The sequence below is a fragment of the Mesorhizobium sp. M7A.T.Ca.US.000.02.2.1 genome (genome assembly GCF_003996995.1).
Taxonomy (GTDB): Bacteria; Pseudomonadota; Alphaproteobacteria; order Rhizobiales; family Rhizobiaceae; genus Mesorhizobium.
This window is the reverse complement of the sequence record NZ_RZTT01000361.1, coordinates 1-6,225: the sequence shown is the minus strand read 5'-3', so window position 1 is coordinate 6,225 and position 6,225 is coordinate 1. Positions and strand designations below refer to the sequence as shown.

Sequence of the window (6,225 nt, the reverse complement as noted above, 5' to 3'; positions counted from 1 at the left end):
GTCCGGGATCGCCGCCACCTTTTCATCGGTGACGTCGGGCTGCGCTTCCCCTTTTGCCACCACCGACCGCGCATCGCTAGCTTTGACCGCATCGACGGTTCTAGGCTGGTTGGGGGCGCCGATCCTGACGATCGATGGGGTGGAGGATGGCGTGCCTGGAAAAACCAGGGATGACGCCTGGGCTTCGCCGGCCGCAACAGCAAGAATGATACCCAGCAGGATACGCGCAGACACTGATGTCGCTCCCCTTTGCCCAGAAGCTGTTCGATAGCAGGCCGGAATTGATGCCGGCTTTCGCGGAAACATCGCATTTTAGGGATTGATAAATCGCCAATGCTCCTGCTCGCCAACAATAGGGTACCCAACAGCGGCTTGCCCAACGGCCGCCATCGTACTACGCACCCCCCATCTGTGAGGTGACGAGAGTGGCTGAAATACTTGGCTCGGGCGAGGCGCTGGAGCGGGCGCTGGCGCTGCTCATGGAAGGCGATGTCGTCGCCATCCCGACGGAAACCGTCTACGGGCTGGCCGGCGACGCCACCAACGGCATCGGCGTCGCGCGCATTTTCGAGGCCAAGGGGCGGCCGCGCTTCAACCCGCTGATCGCCCATGTCGCGGATATGGCGATGGCAGAGCGCCTCGCGTTGTTCGATCCGCTGTCCAGGAAACTGGCGCTGGCATTCTGGCCAGGTCCGCTGACGCTGGTGCTGCCGCAACGGCCCGGCAACGGCATCCATCCGCTGGTCACCGCCGGGCTCGATACGATTGCCTTGCGCATGCCGAGGGGCTTTGGCGGCGAGCTGATCGCCAGGCTCGGCCGCCCGCTTGCAGCGCCCAGCGCCAATTCATCCGGCAAGATCAGCGGTACGACCGCGCAAGCGGTGGCCGCCGATCTCGGTGCGCGGATAAAGCTGGTGGTCGATGGCGGCGCGACCCCGGTCGGGCTGGAATCGACCATCGTCAAGGCCGAAGGAAACGGATTGCGGCTGCTGAGGCCCGGCGGCATCGCCGCCGAGGAGATCGAGGCGGCTATCGGCATGGAGCTGTTGCGCGGCGGCACCGCCGGTATCGAGGCGCCGGGCATGCTTGCCTCGCACTATGCGCCAGGTGCTGCGATGCGGCTCAATGCCGGCACGGTCGGCGAGGGCGAGGCTTTGCTAGGCTTCGGCAGCCAGAGGGCGCAAGGCTGGCGCCGCGCCGAAGCCTTCCTCAATTTATCCGAAACCGGTGACCTGCGCGAAGCGGCGAGCAATCTGTTCGCCTATATGCAGGAGCTCGACCGCAGCGGCGCGCGGACCATCGCCGTCGAACCTATTCCCTTCGACGGGCTCGGCGAAGCCATCAACGATCGGCTGTCGCGTGCCGCCGCCCCTCGTGACATCACGCTGCCCACACCATAGTTTTCCCCCATGACCGAAATCATAGAGACACTCGATTCCGCTCTCATCGATCGCTTCGCGGCGATCGTTGGCGACAAATATGCGCTCCGCGACGAGCGCGATATCGCGCCTTACCTCATTGAGCGGCGCGGGCTCTGGCACGGCGCGACATCGCTGGTGCTGCGCCCGGGCAGTGTCGACGAAGTCAGCCGGATCATGCGGCTGGCGACGGAGACGGGAACGCCGATCGTGCCGCAAAGCGGTAACACCGGGCTGGTCGGCGCGCAGGTGCCGGACAGGTCCGGGCGCGAAATCGTCCTGTCGCTGTCGCGGCTGAACCGCATCCGCGAGATCGATGTCCTGTCCAACACCGTGACGGTCGAGGCCGGCGTCATCCTGCAGACGCTGCAGGAGGCAGCCGACGCCGCCGACCGGCTGTTCCCACTGTCGCTGGCCGCGCAGGGCTCCTGCCAGATCGGCGGCAATCTTTCCTCCAATGCCGGCGGCACCGGCGTGCTTGCCTATGGCAATGCGCGCGAACTCTGTCTCGGTGTCGAGGTGGTGCTGCCGACCGGCGAGGTGTTCGACGACCTGCGCAAGCTGAAGAAGGACAACACCGGCTACGACCTGAAAAACCTGTTCGTCGGCGCCGAAGGCACGCTCGGCGTCATCACCGCCGCCGTGCTCAAGCTGTTCCCGAAGCCGAAGGGGCGCGAAGTCGCCTTCGCCGGCCTGTCGTCACCCGAGGCAGCACTTTCGCTGTTCAGCCTGGCCATGGACCGTGCCGGGGCAGCACTCACCGCTTTCGAACTGATCGGCAGGCGGCCATATGATTTCACGCTGGCGCATGCCCAGGGCGTGGTGCGGCCGCTGATCGAGGACTGGCCGTGGTACGTGCTGATGCAGATTTCATCAGGCCGTTCGTCGGAGGATTCGCGGGCGTTGATCGAGGACGTGCTCTCGGCCGGCCTTGAACAGGAATTCGTCGGCGACGCCGTCATTGCGGCGAGTCTTGCGCAGGGGGATGCCTTCTGGAATTTCCGCGAGGTGCTGCCCGAAGCGCAAAAGCCGGAGGGTGCCTCGATCAAACACGACATTTCGGTGCCTATTGCCTCGATCCCGCGTTTCATCGCGCAGGCTGCCGGCGCCGTGGCGTCGGTAAGTGCAGGTGCCCGCGTGGTCTGCTTCGGCCATATGGGCGACGGCAATCTCCACTACAACATTTCGCGGCCCGTCGACGGCGACGATGAGGCGTTCCTCGCTCTCTATCACCCCATGAACAAGGCGGTGCACGATGTGGTGCGCAGCCTGCACGGTTCGATCTCGGCCGAGCACGGCATCGGCCAGTTGAAGCGCGACGAACTGATCGCCACCGCGCCGCCAATGGCGATCGATCTGATGCGAAGGGTGAAGGCCGCTTTCGACCCGGCCGGCATCATGAATCCGGGTAAGGTTATCTGATCCTTTCGACAACTTGCGGCTGGTGGGATTCCGATAACCATCCCTGAGATCAGCAAAATTTAACCGACTTTCTTAAGCGGGGCGGTAAGGAGCCCGCGCTACTGTCTCCATACAAACGAGGCTGGAAAAACCGGCCCGGAGAGAACCGGACACCGGCTCTCAGGAGACAGACAGGAAGGCCACTCTATGAACACCGGACTGAAGCCAGTCTGGGCGGGACGCAACATGCGTCTCGACCCATTTCGCCTGCCGCAAGTGGTGAGCTACGCGACTCGCGACGACTACGGCGATGTAACCTTCACCATCGACCAGCGCGGCGCCGTGATCCGCCGCTTGCTCGAGATGAGCGGCCTGCCCGCGATCATCGTTCTGCCCTCCAATGCGTTCCGCGGCGTTGCCGCCCGCGCCATGGAAGACCCGGACGGCAATGTCACGGTGACCCTGGAACTCCTGCACAACGACCCGATGCTGTCGGTGCCGCTGCTGGTGGCCGACGATCTCGACGATGTCGCAGCCGACTGGCGCGCCTGGGCCGACGCTTACCGTCTGCCGATGCTGCTGATCGAATCGGACGGCGTTGCCCGCACCCTGGAAGAATCGCTCGGCGCCGCCATCAAGACGCTGCCGCCGCAGGATCGGCGCAAGGGGCGGATTTCGAACACGCGCCGCCCGCGTTTCCTCGCTCGCCGCAGGGCCGGCGCCCTCGGTCTCAGGCTGGTCATCGACGGCCAGGAGATCATTTCGAGGGATTAGCCTTCTTCTCCCCGTCACTATACGGGGAGAAGTGCCCGGCAGGGCGACGAGGGGCAGCGCCGACCTAAGTGTTCGGCCACCTTAAGACTCAATTCATGTTCGCCCGGTTCGCCGCTGAACCTCTCGCCTCGCCTTTAAGGTCGGCGCTGCCCCTCATCCGGCTGCCGCCACCTTCTCCCCGTATAGTGACGGGGAGAAGGAAGACTAAACCAGCGGCTTCAGCGCCACCCACACAGCGCCGCCGATCAGGCCGAGGAAGATCAGCCAGCCGACCTGGTTGTTCGACCTGAACAGCCGCAGGCATTGGTCCGGATTGTCGATATCCAACACGGCGATCTGCCGGGCCAAATGGGCGCCGGCGGCGATCAGTCCGGCCAGCGCCACCACCGGCGCTTGCGCCGACGCGAAGGCGATGGCGAAGCAGATCAGCGCGCCGCCATAAAGCCCGGCCAGCCACGATTTGGTGTTATCGCCAAACAGGCGTGCCGTCGAGCGCACGCCGACAATGGCGTCATCTTCCTTGTCCTGATGTGCGTAGATCGTGTCGTAGCCGATCACCCACAGGATCGAGCCGATATAAAGCATGATGGCAGGCCCATCGAGATCGCCGAACTCGACCGCCCATCCCATCAGCGCGCCCCAGGAAAAGGCAAGGCCAAGCACCAGTTGCGGCCAGTTGGTTATCCGCTTCATGAATGGATAGATGGCGATGACCGCCAGTGAGCAGATGCCGAGCAGGACGGCGAAGCTGTTGAACTGGATGAGCACGACGAGGCCGACCAGGGCCTGCAGGACGAGAAACAGCCATGCCCGCCGGCGCGTCGCCTTGCCCGACGGCAACGGTCGCGAGCGCGTGCGCTCCACCTGGCTGTCGATGTCCTCGTCGACGAGGTCGTTGTAGGTGCAGCCGGCGCCGCGCATGGCGATGGCCCCGACCAGGAACAGCACGAGATACAAAGGCGCCGGCAGCAGTGAGAGCAGCGGGTCGCCCGGACGCGGATAGGCGCTTGCCGCCAAGGCTGCCGACCACCAGCACGGCCACAGCAGCAACTGCCAGCCGATCGGCCTGTCCCATCGAGCAAGCTGCGCATAGGGCCATATCGAGCGCGGCAGCACGCGGTAGACCCAATGGCCGTTCGGCGCATCGGCGACACGGCCCTGGGCCGCTTTCGACTGGATATTTTCCATGTCCATGGAGTGGCAGCAGCGGCAGAAACCGTCAAGCGGCAAGCGGGAGAGTGGTGCCCGTCAGCCTTTCACGAGGCAAAGATGTCGTGGGTGGCGAACCAGTCCTTGGCCACCTCGACGAAGGCCAGCGCTGCATTCGACACACGCTGATGCGTGTCATAGGTCAGCAGGATCCGCTGCATGGGCAGCGGATCGGACAGCGGCTTGCAGATAAGCGGCAGGCCGTCATAGCTGCGGTCGCCGTGCGGGCGGGTATAGCTGACCGCGACGCCGAAGCCGTTGGCGACCATGCTACGCTGCAGTTCGAACGAGCTTGTCGTCGTATCGGCCACCGGCGAGAGGCCGCGGCTGCGGAACAGGTCGAGCATGTGCTGCCAACTGTGCGGCTGATCCGTCGTGATCAGCGGATAGGCGGCCAGATCGGCAAGGCTGACCGTTGGGCGGTCCGCCAGGGCATGGCCTGCCGGCAACAGCGCGTGTGGACGAAGTTCGCGCAGCAGGATGCGGGCGAAATGGGTCGGCAGGCTGAGATCATAAGTCAGGCCGAGATCGATGGCCGCATCACCCAGCCGACGCCCCAGCGTCTCGAACGTCTCGTCGCGAACGACGATTTTGACTGCCGGATAGCGTTCGGAGAAGGCGCGGATCAAAGCCGGCGCGAAGAACGGCGCCAGATCCTCGAAGCATCCCAGCACCAACTCACCGCTGACAGCCGATTTGCTTGAACCCAGGCCGACGAGTTCGTCCGTTTCGGTGAGAACCTGCCTTGCCTTGGCCACGACGGCGCGGCCGAACGATGTCGGCGACACGCCGCTTCCGCGCTGGCGGACGAACAGCTTCTGGCCGAAATTCTTTTCGACCGCGTCGATCGCCACCGAGATCGACGGCTGCGAAACGTTCAGCATCTTCGCCGCCCCGGTGACGCTGCCATGACGCGCCACGGCAACAAGATAACGCAATTGGGTGAGGGTCACATTCATAGGGTTATCCTATGTACCAAATGGAAAGTTATTATTTTACTGAATGAAAGAGGGTTGCGATAGTCCGTTCATTCCAAGAGGAGAACGCCATGGCTTCCCAAGCTGCCAGCCACACTTCCAACGCCTCCATGATCGATGCGGGCACCATCGCCGACTATCAGCGTGACGGCGCTGTCTGCATTCGCGGCGCCTTCAAGGGCTGGGTCGACACGATTGCCGCCGGCATCGAACGCAACATGCAGAACCGCAGCGCCACCGCATCCGACATCGCCAACGGCCGCGGCAGTTTCTTCGATGACTACTGCAACTGGGAGCGCGTCCCCGAATTCGTCAGCCTGGTGCGGGACTCACCCGCCGCCGAACTGGCGGCGGCGGTGATGCAGTCGCGCACCGCGCAGTTCTTCCACGACCATGTGCTGGTCAAGGAACCCGGCACGCAGAAGCCGACGCCCTGGCATCAGGAC

The 6,225-nt window shown here is 64.2% G+C and carries 6 protein-coding genes and 1 pseudogene; 4 read left to right on the top strand and 3 right to left on the bottom strand.

Annotated features, from left to right (window positions below):
* Window positions 1-234: pseudogene (locus tag EOD15_RS26355) on the bottom strand (hypothetical protein); the annotation flags it as partial.
* Window positions 235-425: 191 nt separating this feature from the next.
* On the opposite strand from EOD15_RS26355, the gene EOD15_RS26350 reads away from it, so the two are divergent.
* The 3 genes from EOD15_RS26350 (at window position 426) to EOD15_RS26340 (ending at window position 3,593) form a co-directional block, all read left to right on the top strand.
* Window positions 426-1,400: an L-threonylcarbamoyladenylate synthase gene (locus tag EOD15_RS26350; RefSeq protein WP_127322281.1), complete on the top strand. Its 975-nt coding sequence runs from the start codon at window positions 426-428 to the stop codon at window positions 1,398-1,400.
* Window positions 1,401-1,409: 9 nt separating this feature from the next.
* A complete protein-coding gene (locus tag EOD15_RS26345) occupies window positions 1,410-2,840 on the top strand; it encodes an FAD-binding oxidoreductase (RefSeq protein ID WP_127322282.1) in 1,431 nt (476 codons plus the stop codon).
* Window positions 2,841-3,026: 186 nt separating this feature from the next.
* Window positions 3,027-3,593: a DUF6101 family protein gene (locus EOD15_RS26340; RefSeq protein WP_127328402.1), complete on the top strand. Its 567-nt coding sequence runs from the start codon at window positions 3,027-3,029 to the stop codon at window positions 3,591-3,593.
* Between the two features lie 204 nt (window positions 3,594-3,797).
* Here the strand turns inward: EOD15_RS26340 and ubiA are convergent, their stop codons facing one another.
* Both ubiA and EOD15_RS26330 read right to left on the bottom strand, forming a co-directional pair.
* Window positions 3,798-4,781: a 4-hydroxybenzoate octaprenyltransferase gene (gene ubiA / locus EOD15_RS26335; RefSeq protein ID WP_164761765.1), complete on the bottom strand. Its 984-nt coding sequence runs from the start codon at window positions 4,779-4,781 to the stop codon at window positions 3,798-3,800.
* A 68-nt stretch (window positions 4,782-4,849) separates the two neighbouring features.
* Window positions 4,850-5,761 (bottom strand): LysR family transcriptional regulator, encoded by a 912-nt coding sequence (locus EOD15_RS26330; protein ID WP_127320923.1) that lies wholly within the window; start codon window positions 5,759-5,761, stop codon window positions 4,850-4,852.
* An 89-nt stretch (window positions 5,762-5,850) separates the two neighbouring features.
* Here EOD15_RS26330 and EOD15_RS26325 point away from each other — a divergent pair.
* A partial coding sequence (locus EOD15_RS26325; RefSeq protein WP_185929083.1) for a phytanoyl-CoA dioxygenase family protein occupies window positions 5,851-6,225 on the top strand: 375 nt, incomplete at its 3' end.

What these genes read in the sequence shown, in the direction of transcription:
- EOD15_RS26330 (WP_127320923.1), bottom strand. Translation starts at nt 5,761, where the DNA reads ATGAATGTGACCCTCACCCAATTGCGTTATCTTGTTGCCGTGGCGCGT.
- ubiA (WP_164761765.1), bottom strand. Translation starts at nt 4,781, where the DNA reads ATGGAAAATATCCAGTCGAAAGCGGCCCAGGGCCGTGTCGCCGATGCG.
- EOD15_RS26340 (WP_127328402.1), top strand. Translation starts at nt 3,027, where the DNA reads ATGAACACCGGACTGAAGCCAGTCTGGGCGGGACGCAACATGCGTCTC.
- EOD15_RS26345 (WP_127322282.1), top strand. Translation starts at nt 1,410, where the DNA reads ATGACCGAAATCATAGAGACACTCGATTCCGCTCTCATCGATCGCTTC.